The organism is Dokdonia sp. MED134 (genome assembly GCF_000152925.2).
Lineage (GTDB): Bacteria > Bacteroidota > Bacteroidia > Flavobacteriales > Flavobacteriaceae > Dokdonia.
Map to the genome: position 1 here is coordinate 1,879,968 of NZ_CP009301.1, position 20,398 is coordinate 1,900,365.

Consider the following 20,398-nt stretch of genomic DNA (forward strand, 5'->3'; position numbering starts at 1 on the left):
CTATGTTTTCTAATTAATTGCATCTCCTCTTAAGTTCCTAAATCGCTTCTGCGCCTCTACATAATAGATACTATCTGCAAGGTCAAAAATGATGCGCTCGTAATTATTTTTTGCCTTTTCTGGTTCATTGAGCGGTCCTTCGTATAATCTTGCTAGGCGATAATAAGCATCATCTGCTAGTACGCCATCACTGTAATACTCGATAATGGTGAGGTAATTTTTTTCGGCTTTTTTGAAATCTTTTTTAGCTTCAAGAAGTTTTGCTTGAGATAGTAGTGCCTCATCCTCTATCTTTTCTCCCTTATGAACCTCTAGTATATCATCATATAGCGTGATAGCCTCTTCGGTCTTGTTTTGATATGCACGCAGGCTTGCCGTAGCATACTTTTTAAGTGCCGTTTGCAAACTATCATCCATAGAGTTATCGCGTATCACGAGTAGCAACTCTAGGGCATCATTTGCAATGAGTTGTGTGGCTCCTGCTTTAAGCACATTGAGCTGCGCCTCTGCCCATTCAAAATCTGCCTTGTAATAACTCGTCTGTGCAACTTTAAATCGTGCCTCTTGTGAGATGACATTATTTTTAATCTTGTTCTGGATCTGTGAGTAATAGATAAGTGCTTGATTAAACTTTTCTTTAAGCACGAGTACGTCTGCAAGTTCCATCTTGAGTCGCGCTTCGTCAAATCTTCTTAACGGTGACTTAAGTGATTTTTTGAGATACGTAATTGCGGCATCTGGCTGCTCCATATTAAAAGCTAAATAATGCGCATAATCTATCTGTAGTGGTATGGTAAATGGTGTTTGACCATACTCATCAAGAATAGCCTCATACCTGTTTTTTATAGCCTCTTGGGCATCTACAGTGCTAGCACTAGCAATGTCTATCTTTATAAGTTTCTGTTCGGCTTCTAGCTTTACATCTTCATTTGCGATGTTTTCTTTTAAAAATAGTAAGATCTCTCTAGCATCTTCTAGCTCGCCTTCTTCTATCGCAATATCTGCAAGATTTTCTAAACCTTCATACCTACCGTCTGTACGGCGGTAAATAGCTTTTTCTTGGGCAAAGGCTTTGTTATACTGTTTTTGCTGGATAAATAGCCAACTAAGTAAATCATTATAAAGGACGTTTTGCTCAGACTGTAATCGCTTGAGTAGTGTTTTTCTAAAAATGATATTTGCATCATTAAGCGGGTCATCATTTATATAAATTGAGAAATTGCGTTGTGCCACCTGCACATACTTCCCGCTTCTATTTATAAGATCTAGATATGCATCAAACATCTTTTGCACTTCACCTAGCTCCCCATATAGTTTTGCTAGCTGTATATTAAAATTTGAATTAGGGTTACTCTCCATACCCACCTCATAAGTACGCACGGCTTCTTCTAGCAGGCTATGCTGTTGCAAGGTGCGAGCGGCGCGATAAGGATTCATTGTACCCTGTGCCACACCTTCAATTACCTGGTCATAATAACTTCTGGCTATAGAGTCTTGCTCTTGCAGCTGGTGGTTATACCCTAACTCTACTAGTAAAAACCCTTTATCCCTCGTGGTTTTAAGATTTTGACTTATCACCTCTTCGGCTTTATTATACTGCTCTAGTTGCTGGTAACTTTTTATGAGCCCAGCGAGTAGCACACTGTTTCCGCGTTGTTTTACTAGGGCTTTTTTGTAAGAGATAATGGCTTTTTGATACTCGCCTTGGTCTGCATAATTGCGCGCTAGCTGTTCTGATTGCGCTTTCGCGAAAGCAGAAACCAGCAACATCATAACAACTTGTAGTAACAAACTCTTCTTCATAGCCTAAAGATAACGAAAAACGTGCCATAGCATTGCTGCAGCACGTTTCTATATTATAATAGTGTTCCATTACAAAGGCTACACTCCTTCTCGATAAAGAAATGGCTTTGCGTGGAAAGTGATTTTTTTAATCTATCATATCAAAACCACAGTACGGCACAAGTGCCTTAGGAATTTTTATCCCTTCTGGAGTTTGGCAATTTTCTAAAATCCCTGCGAGTACACGTGGTAATGCAAGGGCACTACCGTTAAGTGTGTGTGCAAGCTTGTTTTGTCCATCTTGGTCTTTAAAACGAAGTTTTAAACGATTTGCCTGAAAGGTCAAAAAGTTAGACACAGAGCTTATCTCTAGCCAGCGATCTTGTGCTGTACTAAAGAGTTCAAAATCATACGTAAGGTGACTGGTAAACCCAAGATCACCACCACAAAGACGCAAGATTCTGTATGGCAATTCTAGTTCTTGCAAGATTGTCTTTACGTGATCTACCATCCCGTCTAGCGCCGCAGCACTGTTATCTGGGTGCTCGATACGCACAATCTCTACTTTATCAAACTGGTGCAACCTGTTAAGCCCACGTACGTGCGCCCCATAAGATCCTGCCTCTCTTCTAAAACAAGGTGTGTACCCAGTACAAGTAATAGGCAACTCACTATGACTGCGCAAATCACCGCGGAACATATTAGTCACCGGCACCTCTGCCGTAGGAATTAAATATAAGTCGTCTTCTGTCACGTGATACATTTGTCCTTCCTTATCTGGAAGTTGCCCTGTACCAAAACCAGAAGCCTCATTTACAAGGTGTGGCACCTGGTACTCTGTATAGCCTGCGGCTGTATTTTTATCTAAAAAATAAGCGATAAGCGCGCGCTGTAAGCGAGCTCCCTTACCTTTATATACCGGAAAACCTGCTCCCGTAATTTTTGTACCTAGCTCAAAGTCTATAATGTCATACTTTTTTGCAAGCTCCCAGTGTGGTAGCGCCGCATCGTGTAGTACTGGGATGTCTCCTTCTCTAAAGATCTCCTCATTATCCTCATCACTATTACCTTCTGGCACGCTATCGTGAGGCACGTTAGGCAGTTGGTATAGTAAATTTTGAAGCTCTTCTGTAGCCGCATTAAGCTGCTCCTGTAGTGTTTTAGACTGCTCTTTGAGACCGGCTGTTTTCTCCTTTAAGAGATTTGCCTTTTGAGCTTCTCCGCTCTTAAAAAGCATCCCAATTTCTTTAGAAAACTTATTACTATCTGCAAGTACTTCATCTAACTGTGACTGGGAATTACGACGTAACTCATCTGCAGCAATTACTTGATCTAGCAAGGTTGCGGCGTCTATGTTTCTTTTAGATAACGCTTTCGCGAAAGCTTCTTTGTTTTCTCTAATGTGTGCTACTTCTAGCATAGTAAATGGGTTTTAAAAACGAAAGGGTAAATTTAAGGAAATGCCCGCAAGTAAAAGGAAAGGCACCACCTAGTTTTTAAAAGCAGCTAGAGAAATTTTAAAAAATATAGCCCGTTTTACGGAAATCCGTAAAATTGTAGCCGCGAGTGGTTGTAATTTTGCAGTCATTCATCAATCAAAAAACCGAGCAGTACTTTTTACTCCTGCTTTCTTAATGGAGGGCGAACTCTCGTGGAGTCACGAAGATCTTCCTGCTTTTCTAAAGAGCCTACACTAGGAAAAAATGGTTTGTCGTTGAGATAATCCTCACTTTCTAGTACCCAACTATTATGCTCAAACCATTGCCAGCTCACGCTCGCAATATCTACCTTAGGGTCAATCAATAATTTAGAACGGCGCCCATTAATGCGCACTCTACAGTTCACATAGATAGCCACATCTTCTCCTTGAGTAGCTTTAAGACGTTTTATATGCTGTGCAAATTGCCAAATCACATCTGGCTTAGAACGTATGTTGCGCTGTTGATTTTTAGTAAGATATTCTTTGTGGTCTAGCGGAGTACGTTTTCCTGTTGTCTTGTCTTCTATCGTAAACTTTACGGTACCGCTTTTAGAACGTAGCATCATACGCCAGCTCAAGCGGTGTCCCTCCTCGCTCCACAACACATTATCTGGTATAAAATGCTGGCGCAGTGGCAAACCTATTTGAAAGATGAAATACACGGCAAACACCGCTAGAAGAGCTCCTTTATATTTAGGTAGTATGACCTCGTCACTTGTGTTGTCATAATAGGGTTTCCACCTTTTTAAGAAAATACGGTGTATGGTTTTTGGCTCAAAAAAGAACACGGTAAACGCCAGTGACATATATGGAAAAATCCCAATTTGGAACACAAACGAATTAAAGAGATGAAAGAAAATAGAGATGAAAAATGCCCACTTGCGCGTCTTTTTCCAAAGCAATGCTGGGATGATTAATCCGTCAAAAAGGATTCCTACGTAGGCGATCACCCAGTGTGTCCACTTTTGTTGCAATACGCCACCCACGAGCCAGTAATCTTTCTTACCGCGCATTAATATTTCTGGCACCGTAGCATCTAGCCAGTCTGGATATATTTTGGCAATAGAGGCGTAGGTATAGACAATCCACAGCTGTAATATTATAAATAGTGTGACCCATCGTGGCATAGAGAGGTCTCTTACGCTTTCGCGAAAGCGTGCATCTAGTGAGAAAGATCTGTGCGCAGGCAGTATAGCCATAATCCAGAGCAATAACATCAAGAGATAGTAGTGATTATTATATGCGGTTTTTTGCATAAAATATACCGTGCTCCACATAATCGCATAGCCTACAATCGCCACGCGATACCTAAAGCCTAGCATTACCATCACCCCAAAAACACCCATTAACCCAAACCAAGCATACATTTGTGGTCCAGGGCCAGGGAAGGTTTGTAAAAAGTCAAAACCTATGAAGTTAAATGTAAAATCTGGCGCAACAAGTATGCGACGTACCCAGCCAGTAATGAGTGCTCCCCAAGCCTCACAAGTAATAAGAAAACCAAAAAACACTCTAAAAACGATGAGTGCGCTGTTATCTATTCTTGTAAAGAGTAGCTTGTTAATTCCCATTTGTTAAGCGTTTTGAGAATTTGATTTTTCTAGTGATGCTATGTAGTTACGAGAAAAAGCTTCGTCAGTTTTCATCGCTGCGACAAGTTCATCTATAGTGTCAAAGGTTTTTTCTTCTCTTATACGTTCTAGTAGTTGTATCTCCAGCTGTTGCCCGTAAAGGTCTTCATCAAAATCAAAGAAGTAGGTCTCTATAGTTTGCTTCTCTCCTCCTACCGTAGGGTTTGTACCTATATTCATCATCCCGAATACTGGCTTACCGTTTATGATTGCTTTTGCTACATAAACGCCCTGTGCGGGGATGAGTTTATAGTCTTCGGCTATTTCTAGGTTTGCAGTGGGGTAGCCTATGGTTCTACCTAGGCTTTTACCTTTTACCACAACACCATTAAGCATAAAAGGCGCACTGAGATAACTATTTGCTAGTGCAACATTACCACTTACTAGTGCCTTGCGCACCTTAGTAGAGCTTATGGCTACATCTTCTAGTTCTTGTTTTGAGATTTCCTCTACCTCAAAGCCCAGCGTTTTTCCAAAACGCTTGAGATCTTCAATATTTGCATTACGATTACGGCCAAAACGGTGGTCATACCCTATAATCACTTTTTTTGCATTAAGGCTGTTTACCAGTATTTCTTCTACAAAAGTCTCTGCGTGATAACGAGAGAAATCTAGTGTAAAAGGGTGTATAACGAGGTGATCAAGGTCTAAACTCTCAAGCAGTTGCTCACGCTCTGCAATGGTGTTTATAAGCTTGAGCGAGGTGTCTTTTTGTAACACCATACGCGGGTGCGGAAAAAAAGTAAGTACGCACGACTCCCAGCCGTTTGCGCGGGCGCTCTCATTTATTCTGTTTATAATCTTTCTGTGACCTAGGTGCAAGCCATCAAAGGTGCCTATAGTCACCACGGTTCCTTTTTGAGAGGTAAATGTATGTGCGCTGTTATGAGTTTTCACTACTATTTTCCGTTGTAGGCGTTCATTGTATTATTTATCCCAGCTTTTACAAACGAGGCTATGACCTCGCTGGCTTTATCCAGTCGTTCTGGTAGTGCTGCGTTCTCATCTGGCGTCCACTCACCTAGCACATAATCTACCTGTCTTCCTTTTGAAAACTGATCACTTATCCCAAAACGGAATCTGTTATACTTAGTGGTATTGAGCTGTGCTTGAGTATCCTTAAGGCCGTTGTGTCCTCCGTCTGAGCCTTTGGTTTTCACACGTATGGTCCCAAACTCTAGGTTAAGATCATCTGTGATAACTAGTAGGTTTTCTACAGGGACTTTTTCTTGTTGTAGCCAGTAACGTATGGCTTTACCACTTAGATTCATAAAGGTATTAGGCTTCAGCAGTATTACTGTTTTACCTTTTACTCTAGTGCGTGCGATATCACCTAGCTTTTCGGTTTCAAAGGTGGTTTCTTGCGCTTTCGCGAAAGCGTCTACTACTTTAAAACCTATATTGTGACGTGTGTTTTCATATTTGGGACCAATGTTACCCAAACCAACGATGAGAAATTTTTTCATAGGGTCTACTGCTGCTTCATCTTCTTTAGATTTATTAAAAAGTCTTCCAAAAAAAGCGAGCATAGTTAGGAGTTTTAATGGGTGTATCGTAGAGATTGTTACACAAAGTACCACTCATTTTAATACTGTATAAAAATAAAAAAAGCATCTCGAAGAACGAGATGCTTTTGTATTTATAATTTATGAGATAAATTAATCTTCCTTAACAGCAGCTACATCGCTAGTCTCTGTTGCAGGAACATCATCCTCATCCTCATCCTCATCGTCAACAACGGCAGTACGTGAAGTTCTCACTTGACATACAACTGTGTTGTCTGGGTGCATTATTGTAATGTTTTCTTGTGGAAGCTCTCCTATGTAAAGCTTGTTTCCAATCTTAAGGTTTGTAATATCTGCCTCAAGAAAATCTGGAAGATCTTTAGGAAGTGCTTTCACACGTAGTACACGGTTTGTTTTACGTAAAACACCACCATTACGAACACCTTTAGAGTTACCTGTAAAGTGTACTGGGATGTTCATAGTTACTTCTTTACCTTCAAAAATCTGGTAGAAGTCTATGTGTAAGATACGATCAGTTACCGGGTGAAACTGTATGTCTTGTAAGATAGCCTGTACGGTTACACCGTCTAGCTCTATCTCTACAGTGTGCGCGTCTGGAGTGTAAACCAAATTTTTAAACGCTAGTTCTGGTGCGCTGAAATGTATTGGCTCGTCCCCTCCGTATACTACGCAAGGTACCAGTCCAGCATTACGTAAGGCTTTTGTAGCTTTCTTGCCTACGCTTTCTCTTTTAGATCCTTGGATCGAAACTGATTTCATTGTTAAATAATTATAGTTAAAAAAAAATTACATAATAAACTTAGATGCGATACTTGTGTTACTGTTAACACGGTGCATTACATCTGCAAAAAGTGGGGCGCAAGTTAATACTTTGACCTTATCACTTTTATGGTCTCTCGGGATTGAATCTGTTACGATCAATTCTGCCAGTTGACTATTTTCTATTTTATCATAAGCGTTACCACTTAATATGGCGTGTGTACATATTGCACGTACGCTTAATGCTCCTTTTTCCATCATTAGGTCTGCAGCCTTTGTAAGTGTTCCGGCAGTATCTACCATATCATCTACAAGTACTACGTGCTGTCCTTCTACACTACCTATGAGCTCCATATGTGAGATAACATTTGCCTTTGCACGTTGCTTGTAACAAATAACTACGTCACTTTCCATTGCTTTACTATATGCATAAGCTCTCTTACTACCTCCCATATCTGGAGATGCGATGGTAAGATTTTCTAATCCTAACCCCTTTAAATAAGGAAGGAAAATTGTACTTGCAAATAGATGATCTACTGGCTTCTCAAAAAATCCTTGTATTTGATCTGCGTGTAAATCCATTGTGATAATACGAGTAGCACCTGCTGTCTCTAGTAGGCTTGCCATAAGCTTTGCAGCAATAGGCACACGTGGCTTATCCTTACGATCTTGTCGCGCCCACCCAAAATAAGGTATCACGGCAGTAATGTGTCTTGCGCTTGCACGCTTTGCAGCATCTAGCATCAATAACATTTCCATCATATTATCTGATGATGGCATCGTACTCCCTATAATAAAAACACGTGATCCACGTACAGACTCTTCAAAAGAAGGCTGAAACTCACCGTCGCTATATGTTGATGTGATTACGTTTCCTAATGGTTGTCCAAAAGCTTTTGCAATCTTTTCAGCCAGTGGCTTGCTTTGTTGACAAGCAAAAATCTTCGGTTGCGGTGCGGTAGCAGTCATTTATAATGAGTTACGGTTGTTATGTTTCCTCTAAGGAGGTGCAAAAATAGTAATTAAAAATGAGTGCAGCAGTACAAAAAGCGTGCTTTTGTGGTGGGTAGATAAAAATATTCTTTAATTTTGTGCTCTCTAAACAACTCAAGCAGTTGTTTCCACTAGCCGAAATGGCGGAATTGGTAGACGCGCGCGACTCAAACTCGCGTTCCTTTGGAGTGTGGGTTCGATTCCCACTTTCGGTACAATAAAAACCCCGCAGAGGTATATTCTACGGGGTTTCTTGTTTTATTAGATAACATTATAGTAACAAAAAAAAGTAATATTGATCTACAGTGAGTATGAATTTCTTTTATATGCCGAGTATTAAATGGTCCTGAATTAATTAATTTGTAAGTAATATAAAATACCCTGAGAATTTTGAATGACCATCTATCCATTTATATCTAATAGATACATCAACATTTATATTACCAATAATTATTTTAAGACTTATATCTTCTCTTTATATACATAAGGTTAAAATGTTTTTACACTTAACTTTATAATCACATCATCTACGCAAATAAATATATAGGTGAATACTATGTTATTGCAATTTCCTCACACTAAGAAAATAATAAACACATCTCAACTCTAAGAAATTAAGAAAGTATTGGCTTGTAGCGCAATTAAACTCAATTTTAATACCTAGTTATAGTTTCAGGATTATAAGGTAGTTCAGTTTATCAATAAAACTATAAATAGCCTTTAGAAGAAGTGATTTTTATTAGTGTGATTACAACTATTTTAAAACATTTCCTAATTCAAACATAGGAAGGTACATAGCAATCAAAATAACAGCAACTATTATCCCTACAACAAGAATAATTAACGGCTCTAATACTGTAGAAAATTGTTTAGACCTTCTTAACACCTCCTGATTATATTGCTCATTTAATCGTTGAAAAACAAACTCGGTTTTATTTGTTTGTTCTGCGACACGAACTAAAGCAACCATTTTAGAATCAAAGATCGAATGTTTACTCAGACATTTACTTAAACTTTCACCTTTAATAAGATCTTGCTCAACATTATTTAATGCATCTTCAATCGGAACAAAATCGATCATCTCTTTAGCCAGTTTAATACTTTGCGGTATTGACACCTTTGCATTAATTAATAGCGAAACTGCTTGCGTAAAGCGTGCAATATTTGAAACTTTAACAAAGAGCCCCAAAAAAGGAATTTTTAGAAGAAATAAATCTCTTTGTCTACAATAAAAAGCTTTTTTATTCAGCGACCTTTGAACTATTAAGAAAGTTAAAAGCAACAATAAAAAAATCCACCCATAATTCCCAACCCCTTCTGATACTGCAATCACTGCTTTTGTGATTGCCGGTAATTCTACATTATTTTGTCTAAATGTATCCTTGAACATAGGAACTACAAATTGTAGCATAAATATTACTGCAAGCATTGCGGTTCCCAATACGATTGCAGGATAAGTCAGAGCACTTACTATATTACGGCGCTGCTCATTTTTTCTTTTATAAAAATCAGAAAGTGAACTTGAGACACTTGTTAAAGTCCCGCTTTGCTCTCCAATTCTAATAGAATGTTCTTCGTATCTCGTAAATTCTTTTTGACCCATTAAAACTTTGGAAAAATCATCTCCTGCTATAATATGATCTCTTAATTTTTTAAAAAAAAGTGCATCCTCTTTCTTTTTTTGAGATTCACTAATAAGGTACAAAGCATCCTTAAGTCTTATACCAGAATTTAAAAGCACACTAAGCTCTGTGTAAAATTGCTCCTTCTTTTTCGAATTGAAACTACTTCCGAAAAAAAGTATTTCTTTTTTAAAAAAATTGTCTAAAGTTGAGGAATCGCCCTTCTTCTTAGGTTGATTAAAAGTACTAGTTTTTAATCCCATAAATCACTAAGCTGTTGTTTGGAATCGACTTTTTTAGATGTAAACAAACGCAATGGCCGTCCAAATGATTTTAACTCTAATTCAATGCCATCAACCGGTCCTGCAGTTACTTCCGTTCCGAGGTAATAGAATCTTATCGTTTTAAGGGTCTTAGATAAGGTGTCTCTATTCCTAATTAAATAATCTCCAGCCCACTCATAATTAGCGTTACGATTATCATCATTAATAATCTGTAATTTCTCTTCGTCATCTTTCAAAATTATGCTTTGACCGCTATCTAAGTCAACTGCAATTTGTTGTTTTAACTTTTGTGTTTGTATTCGTTCGTCATAGCGATTACTCATTGTATTAAATTGTTTAGTAACGAGATGAAGAACGGCAAAAGCAATACCAACAACAATACTTGTAATTACAAGGACTATCAAGACTTCACTTAAAGTAAATGCAGGTATTTTATCTTTATTTTTCATCAATTATAAATTTCGATCTTATATTCTGCCTTGATTTAGACTTATAGTCAATTTGCACATATCTTATATTGCCTATATTTACTTGTTCTATGGAAAGCTCATAGTCTTTAGTCAATTCATCATAAGGCAAACTCAATTTGTCATTTTGATATAGGTACATTAATTTTTCAATTCTATTTGAAACTGAAAATGTGTCTCGTAGAGTTATTGATTTAAATACATTATTTAGAACAAGACTAGCAATCACAAATATTATCAAGATTATACTAGTCGCAACAAGGGTTTCCATCAAGGTTGTTGCCTTTATTCTTTTCTTTAATAAACCCATTGAAGAATATTTAAATCTGTCACATTCGTATGAACTCCAGTAAACACTTCTGGAAAGTTTTCAGTTGACAAAGTTGTGTTATATAAATGATTCTTGTATACCGAACCTTTGAACTTCGTTTCAAATTGATGTGTATAGACCGACCCTTCTACAGACCCAATTAATTCTACTGTTTGATCACTATATACTTCTCCCCTTACAAGAGAACCTTCAGACAAATGAATCATTGCTCTTTGATAATCATCATTTCCTTTTCCAAAATGAAAAACCCCCCCTAAGACTAGACTGTTATTACCTAAAATAACACCTCTCTGTTCTCTTTTTCTATCTATGGACAAACCATTTTCCTGCATCAAAACTAGGGCACTCGGATAATTTAGTTTTGTGCGTTCACCAGTTATTATACTTTTAGAGGCAAATGCTTGAAAAGTGCCCTGTACATTATCTGATATTTCTATATTGGGAGCTATCAATAAAATATTATTTGCTTTCGTGGAAGCGAAAACACGAATTAAAGTGTCAGATTTTACAATAATATTATTTTCAATTTTTAGCGCTTTCAAGTCAATTACTCCTGGACTATATAACCATTTTGAATCCGTAGTAAAAGAGGAACTCATTATCTTTTCTGTTGAACGGATATATAAATTATCTTGATTACCAACACTTCCAAATAGTAGTTTTTCAATATACTTTAATTTCACGTCTGGCACTTGTGGCTTAGGAGTTTCATAACTATTAATCTCTCCATCTATAAGCTCATTCCCTTCGAAATAATCACCCGATATTGAGCCTGGTTTTACTCCTCTGACAGGTAAGACAACATTGCCTTGAATTAAAGTATTACCCACAAGTACTAGCGGTGAATTTGTCTCCTCCATATGCAATGCAAGTCGATTCTTACTATCCACACGGCCACCAACTAAGGCTATCTTTGTTTTACTTAAGCCGTTTCTACTCCCTACAGAAACAACCTTATCATATATTCCCCAATGAGATTTGTGTAAAGTAATACTCTCGTTCTCTTGACCTTCCAAGTTAAAATTAATACTATCGCCGTATGTAATGTCCTTTTGTTTTAGATAATCAAATCCAGAAGACGCTAACCCCAGGACCTTAGCTGAATCATTTACCTGCCTAGCAAATTGCTGCTGAGTGTAAGATAAAAGGATAAAAGCACTTACAATAACTGCAATAACCACGCTTATTAGTATCGCAAATTGGAGCGCGCCTGCTGATATCTTTTGTTGCCACATTTTCATTGCTTAAAAAGACTTACAGCTTTTGGGACTCCCTTATATGAAACTATTAAGTTATTACTATTACCCGAAAGAACTTTTACACTATCCACAGTCTTACCTTCTCTAATTATAATTTCCTTTCCGTTAATTTTAAGAGACAAAACCTTAGCTTCAGACTTTGCGTCTGAAATTACACCTAAGTAGTGGATTTCTGGATAGTAACTATTTACAATTTTAGATTGATTACCTTGAGATTTAAAAACCTTTTGGTTGATTTTTGGCAATATCCCTAAAAAAGGATCACGGTAATCATTAATGATACTAAAGTCTTTACGGGCCTCATACTTGGTGGGTTTAAAATCACTTGTCAAAAACTCAGTGTTTTTAGAAGAATTATTATCATTACTAAGCATAAAAAAACGTACTATAATTGCAATATAAATTGTAATTACTGTCACCAACAAGTATAAAGTTCGTTTTTTATTTTTCATTCAACTATCGAGATTGTTTGCTCGGTATACGGTGTATTATCAGATTCATTTTCAGCTCTCACAGCCCAAACATATTGTCCTAATTCAAACTCGACAGTAAGCGTTGATGCTGTGGTTGATTCTTCTAGGAAAACGGAGTTGTCTGATACATCAGTAATAACAACTCTATATATAGTTGCTTGCTCGAGAGCTTCCCAAATAAAATTTACTGAGGTTTCTGAGGTTTCAAATCCATTCTCTGGAGAAACAACAACTATTTCTTGCTCTGACAGCTCTTCTGTCACATTCACACTAAAAGCTCTAGTTGTGTATACTGTTTCTGAAGTTTCATTTAATGCTTTTACACGCCATTGATACGAATTATTATCTTCTAATATAAACGACTGGTTACTCGAAGTATCAAAAGACTCATTAACCAATAACTCTTCAGCATTTTCAAAACCAGGCCTCGCGATTTGCAAATTATAAGAGGTTGCCTCGCTCACAGGTTCCCAGGAGAATGTTACGTTAGTATCATTTACTACGAAACCATCTGAAGGTGCTAATAAGCTAACTATCTCATTTGAAATATCTGAATCTGTAACAATTGAAAAATTTTGTGTAGTAAAATCTGTACTAAATACCTCGTTAAAAGCCTGGATACGCCACTCAAAAGGCCCATCTACTAGTTCTATATTAAACGAAGTATTGACAGTCGTAGTGTCTAACACTAATTGTTCTGGATTTTGAAAATCAGGTATTGCAACTTGAATACGATAGCCTGTGGTGCTAGCTAGGTTTTCCCAGCTAAAATTCACATTATTAGTCGATAATACAACATTATCTGAAGGCGCAATAATATCAACCAATTGATTAGAAATGTCAACTGGATTCTCTTCCGAAATCGTATCTATAGTAAACGATTGCGTAGTATAATCTGTGCTGTAATTACTATTCAAACCACTTACTCGCCATTCATATGATCCAGGCATTAATGTCACTGTGAGATTTCTAAAAGTCTGAATTGAATCGCCTAAAAAGCTATCGAGAACAACTTGAGTAGCCTGAGCAAATGCTGGCTTTGCAACCTGTATATGATATCTATCTACAAAATCTATTTCTGCCCAAGAGAAAGTAACTTCTTCGGTATTAAGAATAGCATCATCTACTGGAGCTAAAACCTCAATCATTTCTTCAGAGATATCCTCAACACTCACTATTTCTTCGCAGCTATATATAGCTGTTAAACTTAAAATAATAATTAATAACCTTTTCATAAGATAAGTCTTTAATAGTCTATAAGCTTTTTACTTTTATTGAGTTTTGCCGCCGTTCTCACTAATGGCTTCTTACATCGCTTACCCTCTTCAACTATATCCATAACTACAACACTATTTTTATGGTCTTTTCCAAAACAGAAATATGATACTTCATAGTCAAATATAATCATCTTAGAAAGAGGAATTATATCAAGGCGTTTATCATCTTTATAAAAAACAACCCCCATAGTATCATCTGATAATTTTTCTAGAAAAGCTGCAGTAATTCCCGAAGTCAAAATGGCTCCTTTGAAAACTGCGTTTATCTTGGTTATTGCTCCAACAGATTTAGATTTCTTTATAAATTCTCTTGATATCACATCATTATTTATAGCAACAGTATAGCCTATATCATCAATCAACTCTAGAGCATAATATGCTGTAGGAGAAGAAATACTATCCATTGTGCCATTTATCCTTTTTACGAATTTCAACTTAGCTTGTGGAGTAAATTGTTTCTTGTTTACAGCAACTCTTAATCTAGCACTAAGTAATGGCGCACCCTTAGTCTCAACATTATTTTTTAAAGTACCCTCACGAACAACTAAACTTCCTAACTCAATATGATCATTCTTTGCTTTAACTAACTTCACTTGCTTTGTCATATTACAACTTATGAAAGAGTGACTCATAGTCAACAGCAGTAACATTTTTATAAAGAGTCTTAAAAATGGCTTATTATTTATCATATTTTATTGTACTAATTGTAAAACAAAGTTTCCTTCTAACGACACTTTACTTGTTTGAAAACTTTTAATTTTTTTAAATTCTAAGGAGGCTATCATCCCAAATTTACTTCGTTGTTCTAATTCATAAGCAAGTCCCAAAATAGACTTAAAATCTCCAGAAACAGAAAATGCATAAGAATTTATAGTCTTACCCTGGTCAACATATATATGGGGCTCATTAAAAGAAATAATCTTTATCTGTTCTCTCTCGGCATAACGCTCCAAAGCTTTTAAAAGATTGTTTTGCAATGAAGTTTCCGTAATTTGATGACTTGATAATAAAGAATCATAGTAAACCTCCTTCTGATTCAAAACACTTAATCGATGAGGAATATTTTTAAAAATAAGTTCTCCCTCTTTCAATCTATCATAATTCCGTTTCAAAGCTAGGGTTTCTGAGATAGATAATAAATAACCTATAACTAGGGTGCCTAAAAACCCAAACAAAAGAAGTCTATTTTTCTGTTGAATCTTCATAGCTACTTTGTGTGTAATTCAAGTGTAAATAATGTGTTTGACCCTTTATTTACAAGATTTTTAATAAAAACCTTATTTACAAAATCCTTATTCTCAATTACTGAAATCCAATAAGAAATATCCCTATTTACTTTTGATATGCCGCTTATTAGGATGATATCCTTTTCTAAAGAAATAGACTTACCCTCTCTGATTTTTTTAATTAATGGATGATACTGTAACCTATCAAGGGAAATGGTTTCCGGCATTTCTTGTATTACTTGATCAATATAAAAGGATGATGATGATGATGATGATTCAATTACATCTTCGAATAACTTTTGCTTTTGGTCAACAATAGCATCCTTTTTAATGAGCAGTTCCTTTTGAAGCGAATTACTCTCACTAACTTCCCCTAAGACAGAAACTTCTTGATAATAGTGATTGTAAAAAAGAAAATTGATAAAGAAAACAAGTAATAATATTATTAGAGCTATTGGCAATCCTATATCATAAAGTCTTTGTTGTTTAAAGAGCGTATTACTTACCTCCTGATCATCTTTATTGTTTGAAAAATATCTAGACTCATCAACACCCCCGAAAGTTCTTAAGATGCCTCCTAATGCATTTATTCGATCTCCTTGCACTTTTAATTCATCGATTTGATAGCTTGATTGACCACCTTGGTTTTGATGCTTAAAGTCTATTTTTTCTATATACCCATTGCTATAGATTACAGTACTAGAGATAGTTGTTATCTCTCCATCACCATCTAATATAGAAACTACACTATTTATTGACGAGACACCTAAACTCCAAGTTGTTATAAATATATCTTCATTAAGATATTCTTGAAGTAAGTCTTTAACATATTGCTTTCTGCAGATAAAAACAAAAGCTTTATCTACACCTCTTATAATTTCATAATAAAAAACGTCCAGATCTATATTTGAAAATGCTCTATTTAAAAGCTGGATGTCTACATCCCCAGTATTGGAAAGAACAGTTTTATGTAATACCTGGCTATTATTAATAAGTAAATGGCCAGACTTTACTTTAGAAAAATGTTCTTTAATCTCACTAATAGCTCCTATAGATACAGTTTGCGTTATATTAAGTTCACCCTTCCGTTCTGTTACTTGTAGTATTAATATAGACAGATCATCTGCTGCACCTATATGCTCAAATGCATAGTGCGTTCTTCCATAGATGATATTTTGCGGCAGCATATTTAACATTAATATATCACTGTTGGCTTAATTAAAACTGTCAACTTTGATTTTGAAGCAGTACGAACACGCTTGCTAAATAGCCATTTTATAATAGGAATACGAGCTAAAAAGGGAACTCCAGAGCCGGAGTTATTCTTACTATCCTCTTCCAAACCTCCTAATACAACGATATCATTTGTTCTTGACTTTATAATGGAAGTAAACTCCCGAGAACTAATCTCTGGAGGTCCGTTTTCTGTAACACGCTCTCCACTAAAACTTGATTGTATAACTTTAATATCCATAGTCACTTCACCGTCTTCTGAGACAAATGGTAAAACTTCTAAAGAAAGCTCTGCATCTATAGGCACGTAATCAACACTCTCACTAACTACGGGATTTTGAACACCTACAAATTGATTTTGAGTAATTTCATAATAACTAGTTCTTCCGTTAGAAAAATAGGCGCGATGACCATTTAATGTGGTGATTCGTGGTGATGACTTGATATTAAAATTTCCGTTAGTTTCTGACGCTCTTATGGTTGCAAAAAAATTAGGTCCTACTTGCCCAATATTAAAAAAACTTGAACCATCTATTCTACCTAAAATTCTATTGATAGTGCTTGCCCCTAATGACAAGTTTGTATTTGGAAAAATATTTCCTTGAGTAACACTAGGCTCTTGACCAATACCCCACTCAATGCCAGCATCGAGAGTTGAGTTTTTACTTACTTCTAGAATCATTACCTCAATGATTACTATGGGCACTTGCTTATCTATATCTTGTATAAATTCTTTAAAACGCTTAATATCTGCACTAGCCCCAGATACAATAAAGCTATTAAGTTCTTTATCTACTATAATATTTAAATCTTGTTTTACATCTTGAGGTATAAGTGACCCTAAGTCTGTGTTATTTTGATTTTGAGATGATTGCCCAGTGAGCTGCGTATTACTCTGGTTATTAAAATTCACATTCGTGTTTTGATTATTATTTCTGATGGAACCACCGTTTACAAAATTAGAATTACGTCCATAATTTAACCCAGATCGACCGGCACTTCGTCCAGAGCTTTGTGGATCTGCTAGAATACTAATAGAGCGAAACCTGAGCGGCACAACCTCTGATGCCCTAAGCGTAAGCTGTTTGAAAGTTCCAAAATAATAGATATTTCCGTCTTTTTTAAAAGTAAAACGTTTTGCCGTGCTAGCTACCTGCTGACCGTTTACTGCAGGCCTGTTTGGACTACTTGTTAACACCTGCTTATTTGCACTCTGAATTGATAAGGTTGTGTTTTCAAATATCTTTGTAAGTAACTGATCAAAAGAAATATCTTTTGCAGTTACTGTCACTCTTCCAGCTGTTTCTAATGGAGAAGCAGTAAAAATATCAATTTTCAACTCGTTACCTATGTCATATATAATATCTGCAATTGCGATATTTTGAATATCAACATTTATACGCTTTTCCTTAAGATTAATAACCTCAAAAAAGAAATTTGATCGTCTAGACTTTGCTGGTCTCGATGTTGTTACACCACCTGGTCCCCCAGGGGCCTTTGTAACGGCAGACTCAAACTCATATGATCCATCTTTAGATTGAGAAACCACAAGATTATTTGAATAAGCTATCTTCTCCATAGCAATATCAAATGGTAAATCTTTTATAAAGACCGAAAGAGATTTATCCTTTAACTCTGGGGTATAAAAAATACCTTTGCCAGAAAGGTCAGAAATAGTCTTAAACGCACGACTCAAATTATCGTTTTGTAAATCTGCGCTCACTAGTTGATTATTGGGACTATAAGATACTAGAATCTCTTTTTCTGTTTCTTCTTCTTTTTCTTCTTTAACACGATCTATATAGAGTATGGTACCTGTAAAATCAATTTTAAGATTATAGTTTTTGCATAAATAAACGAGCACATCAGAGACTAATACATCTTTAAAATTATTGATTATTTGAATTCCTTGTAAATCTGGGCTAACATCTATATTTACCGTATGCACTTCGGAAATGGCAAGCAAGAAGGTAGATAAGTTTGCTTGCTGCATTGTAATATCAAGCTTTTCAGAGAGCCCAGGGATATCTGAAGAAATTGCCGTTAGTTTGTTTTCTAATTGTTGTATTCTACCCTCATCATATTGCTGTGCAAATAATAAATGTGTCGTAAACACAAAAAACATTGACACTACATATTTTTTAATCATAGATTATGCGTTTTTAAGTAAAGAGAAGACCTCGTTTATAGAAGTTTCTCCATCACTAATAAGTTGTATGGCTTGATCGCTCAGTTGCTTTATCTCGTATTTATAGAGATAGTCATCTATTTGCAATTCATTATTCTTTATATGAGTAGATAGCTCCTTGGTAACAGGTAATATCTCATAAATTGCTTTTCTACCAGAATACCCGGTATGAAAACATTTATCACACCCTTGCTCAACATAATGTTTATCTAAAGTCTTAGGCACTATAAATTGAGAAGGAAAATCATCAAGTTTAATAAGTTGCTCCTTTTTACAATATCCACATAACTTCCTCACGAGTCGCTGGGCAACACTTAAGTTAAGTGTACTCGCTATAAGGTGAGCTGGAACACCCATATCTATAAGCCTGGAGATTGTAGCCCAGGCAGAGTTCGTGTGGATAGTAGATAGTACAAGGTGCCCAGTTAATGCAGCCCTTATCGCCATATTTGCCGTCTTAACATCTCTAATCTCACCTACCATTATTACATCTGGATCTTGCCTTAAAAAGGTTTTTAAAGCCGTTTCAAAATCTAAACCTATATCCTCGCGTAGTTGAATTTGCATCACCCCCTCTAAGGTGTACTCTATAGGGTCTTCTATAGTTAAAATCTTTGTATCTACAGTATTTAAAATTTTGAGAGTTGCATATAAGGTTGTGGTTTTACCTGAGCCTGTCGGGCCTGATATCAAGACAATTCCATTAGGGTTACGCACGCCTTCCTTATAAATTTTGAGTTCCTCTTCTGTAAAACCTAGTTTATCTAATTGTATTCCGGAGGTATCTTTACTTAAAATACGGAGTACGATACTCTCACCGTTCATAGACGGCAAGGTGGAGACTCTTATGTCAAATTCATCGTGTTGTGTTTTTACCGTGATTCTTCCATCTTGCGGTAAACGATTTTGAGAAATATCGAGGTTTGCTTGATTTTTTATTCTATTAATGATCGCAGGGTACTCTCCTTTAGGGATTCTAAACTGCTCCTTAAGCTTACCATCAAGTCTGTACCTAATACGACAGCTATTTTCAAATGGCTCAAAGTGTATATCACTACTCCCTATTGTTTTTGCTGTAAGTAGTACTTTTTCTAGAAAATCTTGCGTGTAAGCAAGTGTTTGATTTTCTGAGCTTTGCTTTCTATAATTTGTGCTCAAATACCTATCGAGTATTGACGTCTCAATATATTTGATTTGAAGCGGATACCCTAAGAAAACTATTAACTCTTGGGTAAGACCTGCTATATCTGTTATGTCAGAATAAAAGATAGTTTTATTATCTTCTTTTTTAAATGGGACTATGCGGTATTGATATGCTTGGTCTGCACTTATGAGCTGTTGTAGCTCTACCGAAATATGATATGAAGCCCTTGTCACCTATAACGTGTATAAATTATCATATAACCCAACCCAGTGCACCACTAGTACTCCCGAAAAAAACAATGCGAGATATCCCGCAAGTGGCACTGTAGTTTCCTTTTTATTTAAATTACGCTTTCGCGAAAGCGTAAAACCTAAAAGCATATGTACACTAAGAGAGAATAGAAGGCCAAAAACAAAAAAGGTGATAAAACTTACGGTTGAAAACCCTACTGCTAGTGCAAATAGAAATAAGAAATCACCAAGACCAAATACATCTTGTAAACCATCTACTCGCATTATAAGCCTAGCATATCCCCATAAAATAAGGAGTATAAGAAGGATTACAACAACGTTAACCACACTATGAATTGCAAACTGCAGCGCTCCTACACTAAGTATATGTAAGGTAGCAAAACCTGTAGCAGTTATTAAAAAGAGCCACCAGTAAACGCTTCTATCTTTAATATCTTGACATAAAATAGCGAGCAAACTAGCCATTACAATT

The 20,398-nt window shown here is 36.3% G+C and carries 19 protein-coding genes and 1 tRNA gene; 1 reads left to right on the forward strand and 19 read right to left on the reverse strand.

Translation table 11 applies throughout. The annotated features are described in order from the left end of the window. Positions 1 to 9: 9 nt before the first annotated feature. The 7 genes from MED134_RS08275 to MED134_RS08305 all read right to left on the reverse strand — a co-directional run bounded on the left by MED134_RS08275 (position 10) and on the right by MED134_RS08305 (position 8,147). Positions 10 to 1,803, reverse strand: coding sequence for a tetratricopeptide repeat protein (locus MED134_RS08275; RefSeq protein WP_052084172.1), 1,794 nt, complete (start codon positions 1,801 to 1,803; stop codon positions 10 to 12). 127 nt (positions 1,804 to 1,930) lie between these two features. After that, complete coding sequence (serS, locus tag MED134_RS08280; protein WP_038597854.1) at positions 1,931 to 3,202, reverse strand: serine--tRNA ligase; 1,272 nt, start codon at positions 3,200 to 3,202, stop codon at positions 1,931 to 1,933. A 197-nt stretch (positions 3,203 to 3,399) separates the two neighbouring features. Continuing rightward, on the reverse strand, positions 3,400 to 4,833 hold the full coding sequence (locus MED134_RS08285; RefSeq protein ID WP_084811647.1) for an HTTM domain-containing protein: 1,434 nt from the start codon (positions 4,831 to 4,833) through the stop codon (positions 3,400 to 3,402). Between the two features lie 3 nt (positions 4,834 to 4,836). Next, positions 4,837 to 5,790 (reverse strand): bifunctional riboflavin kinase/FAD synthetase, encoded by a 954-nt coding sequence (locus MED134_RS08290; protein WP_038597856.1) that lies wholly within the window; start codon positions 5,788 to 5,790, stop codon positions 4,837 to 4,839. A gap of 2 nt (positions 5,791 to 5,792) precedes the next feature. Continuing rightward, positions 5,793 to 6,422, reverse strand: coding sequence for an aminoacyl-tRNA hydrolase (gene pth / locus MED134_RS08295; protein ID WP_035325988.1), 630 nt, complete (start codon positions 6,420 to 6,422; stop codon positions 5,793 to 5,795). Positions 6,423 to 6,551: 129 nt separating this feature from the next. Beyond that, positions 6,552 to 7,178 (reverse strand): 50S ribosomal protein L25/general stress protein Ctc, encoded by a 627-nt coding sequence (locus MED134_RS08300; protein ID WP_038597859.1) that lies wholly within the window; start codon positions 7,176 to 7,178, stop codon positions 6,552 to 6,554. A gap of 27 nt (positions 7,179 to 7,205) precedes the next feature. Further along, on the reverse strand, positions 7,206 to 8,147 hold the full coding sequence (locus MED134_RS08305) for a ribose-phosphate pyrophosphokinase (RefSeq protein WP_038597861.1): 942 nt from the start codon (positions 8,145 to 8,147) through the stop codon (positions 7,206 to 7,208). A 158-nt stretch (positions 8,148 to 8,305) separates the two neighbouring features. Between MED134_RS08305 and MED134_RS08310 the strand changes: the two genes are divergently transcribed. Then, a tRNA-Leu gene (locus MED134_RS08310) sits at positions 8,306 to 8,386 on the forward strand. 539 nt (positions 8,387 to 8,925) lie between these two features. Here the strand turns inward: MED134_RS08310 and MED134_RS08315 are convergent. The 12 genes from MED134_RS08315 to MED134_RS08370 all read right to left on the reverse strand — a co-directional run bounded on the left by MED134_RS08315 (position 8,926) and on the right by MED134_RS08370 (position 20,391). Continuing rightward, a complete protein-coding gene (locus MED134_RS08315; RefSeq protein ID WP_038597864.1) occupies positions 8,926 to 10,056 on the reverse strand; it encodes a type II secretion system F family protein in 1,131 nt (376 codons plus the stop codon). Further along, positions 10,047 to 10,526 (reverse strand): type II secretion system protein J, encoded by a 480-nt coding sequence (locus tag MED134_RS08320; RefSeq protein WP_038597866.1) that lies wholly within the window; start codon positions 10,524 to 10,526, stop codon positions 10,047 to 10,049. The genes MED134_RS08315 and MED134_RS08320 overlap by 10 nt, the downstream gene beginning before the upstream one ends. Then, positions 10,516 to 10,854, reverse strand: coding sequence for a hypothetical protein (locus MED134_RS08325; RefSeq protein ID WP_038597868.1), 339 nt, complete (start codon positions 10,852 to 10,854; stop codon positions 10,516 to 10,518). The genes MED134_RS08320 and MED134_RS08325 overlap by 11 nt, the downstream gene beginning before the upstream one ends. Beyond that, complete coding sequence (locus MED134_RS08330) at positions 10,842 to 12,116, reverse strand: hypothetical protein (protein ID WP_038597870.1); 1,275 nt, start codon at positions 12,114 to 12,116, stop codon at positions 10,842 to 10,844. The genes MED134_RS08325 and MED134_RS08330 overlap by 13 nt, the downstream gene beginning before the upstream one ends. Next, complete coding sequence (locus tag MED134_RS08335) at positions 12,113 to 12,586, reverse strand: hypothetical protein (protein ID WP_038597871.1); 474 nt, start codon at positions 12,584 to 12,586, stop codon at positions 12,113 to 12,115. The genes MED134_RS08330 and MED134_RS08335 overlap by 4 nt, the downstream gene beginning before the upstream one ends. Further along, positions 12,583 to 13,842, reverse strand: coding sequence for a hypothetical protein (locus MED134_RS08340; RefSeq protein WP_038597873.1), 1,260 nt, complete (start codon positions 13,840 to 13,842; stop codon positions 12,583 to 12,585). The genes MED134_RS08335 and MED134_RS08340 overlap by 4 nt, the downstream gene beginning before the upstream one ends. A gap of 11 nt (positions 13,843 to 13,853) precedes the next feature. Next, positions 13,854 to 14,489, reverse strand: a complete 636-nt coding sequence (locus MED134_RS08345) for a hypothetical protein (RefSeq protein ID WP_148305640.1) — start codon at positions 14,487 to 14,489, stop codon at positions 13,854 to 13,856. A gap of 87 nt (positions 14,490 to 14,576) precedes the next feature. Continuing rightward, complete coding sequence (locus tag MED134_RS08350) at positions 14,577 to 15,089, reverse strand: hypothetical protein (protein WP_052084173.1); 513 nt, start codon at positions 15,087 to 15,089, stop codon at positions 14,577 to 14,579. A 2-nt stretch (positions 15,090 to 15,091) separates the two neighbouring features. Further along, positions 15,092 to 16,306, reverse strand: a complete 1,215-nt coding sequence (locus MED134_RS08355) for a hypothetical protein (protein ID WP_038597877.1) — start codon at positions 16,304 to 16,306, stop codon at positions 15,092 to 15,094. Continuing rightward, positions 16,306 to 18,492 carry a type II secretion system protein GspD gene (locus MED134_RS08360; RefSeq protein ID WP_084811648.1) on the reverse strand — a complete coding sequence of 729 codons (2,187 nt, stop codon included), beginning with the start codon at positions 18,490 to 18,492 and terminating at the stop codon, positions 16,306 to 16,308. Before MED134_RS08360 ends, MED134_RS08355 begins: the two co-directional genes overlap by 1 nt. Before the next feature lie 3 nt (positions 18,493 to 18,495). After that, complete coding sequence (locus MED134_RS08365) at positions 18,496 to 19,908, reverse strand: GspE/PulE family protein (protein ID WP_038597879.1); 1,413 nt, start codon at positions 19,906 to 19,908, stop codon at positions 18,496 to 18,498. After that, on the reverse strand, positions 19,909 to 20,391 hold the full coding sequence (locus MED134_RS08370; protein WP_038597880.1) for a hypothetical protein: 483 nt from the start codon (positions 20,389 to 20,391) through the stop codon (positions 19,909 to 19,911). Positions 20,392 to 20,398: the final 7 nt, after the last annotated feature.